Here is a 563-nt window from a genome sequence, read left to right as displayed (position 1 = left end):
CCGACAGGCCTGTTTTTAGATTTTAGACCGGCGCGGCTTCTTTTCACGGCTTTCGCAACTTTTTTGACTGCTTCTGCCTGTCCAATGACGCGGCTTGAGAGATTTGCCTCAAGCTCTTTCATTTTCTTCTGATCATCATGCTGAAGCTTGCCGACCGGAATGCCTGTTTTTTGTTCAATGATCGCTTGTATGTCTTCCGCTTTGACTGTTGCTTGTTTTTCTTCTGTTCGGTTCTCCGTTTTGCTGTGCAAAGCTTCTTCTTCATCACGAAGCTTTGCCGCAAGCTCATAATTTTCTTCCTGCAGCGCGGCTGCTTTTTCCGCTTCGATCTCTTTTAGGCGTTTTGACGCCTGTTCACCGCTGACTGCATCGATCTGCAAGTTCGCTTTTGAACCCGCTTCATCCAATAGGTCGATCGCTTTGTCGGGAAGGTGGCGGTCTTGGATGTAGCGGCTTGAAAGAACAACACAGGCTTTGATCGCTTCATCTGTATATGATACACCGTGATAGGTTTCGTATTTTTCTTTCAGACCGTTCAAAATGGCCGTTTCCTGTTCAATTGT

Annotated in this window: 1 protein-coding gene; it reads right to left on the bottom strand. The window is 46.7% G+C overall.

Going from position 1 to position 563, the window contains the following annotated elements:
- Positions 1 to 563 (bottom strand): UvrB/UvrC motif-containing protein (locus BTA30_RS22300; protein ID WP_142243728.1); only part of this gene is annotated, 563 nt, incomplete at both ends.

The organism is Bacillus swezeyi (assembly GCF_001969815.1).
Classification (GTDB): domain Bacteria; phylum Bacillota; class Bacilli; order Bacillales; family Bacillaceae; genus Bacillus; species Bacillus swezeyi.
The sequence above is the reverse complement of the archived record's forward strand: the minus strand, read 5'-3'. Positions and strand labels throughout refer to the sequence as shown.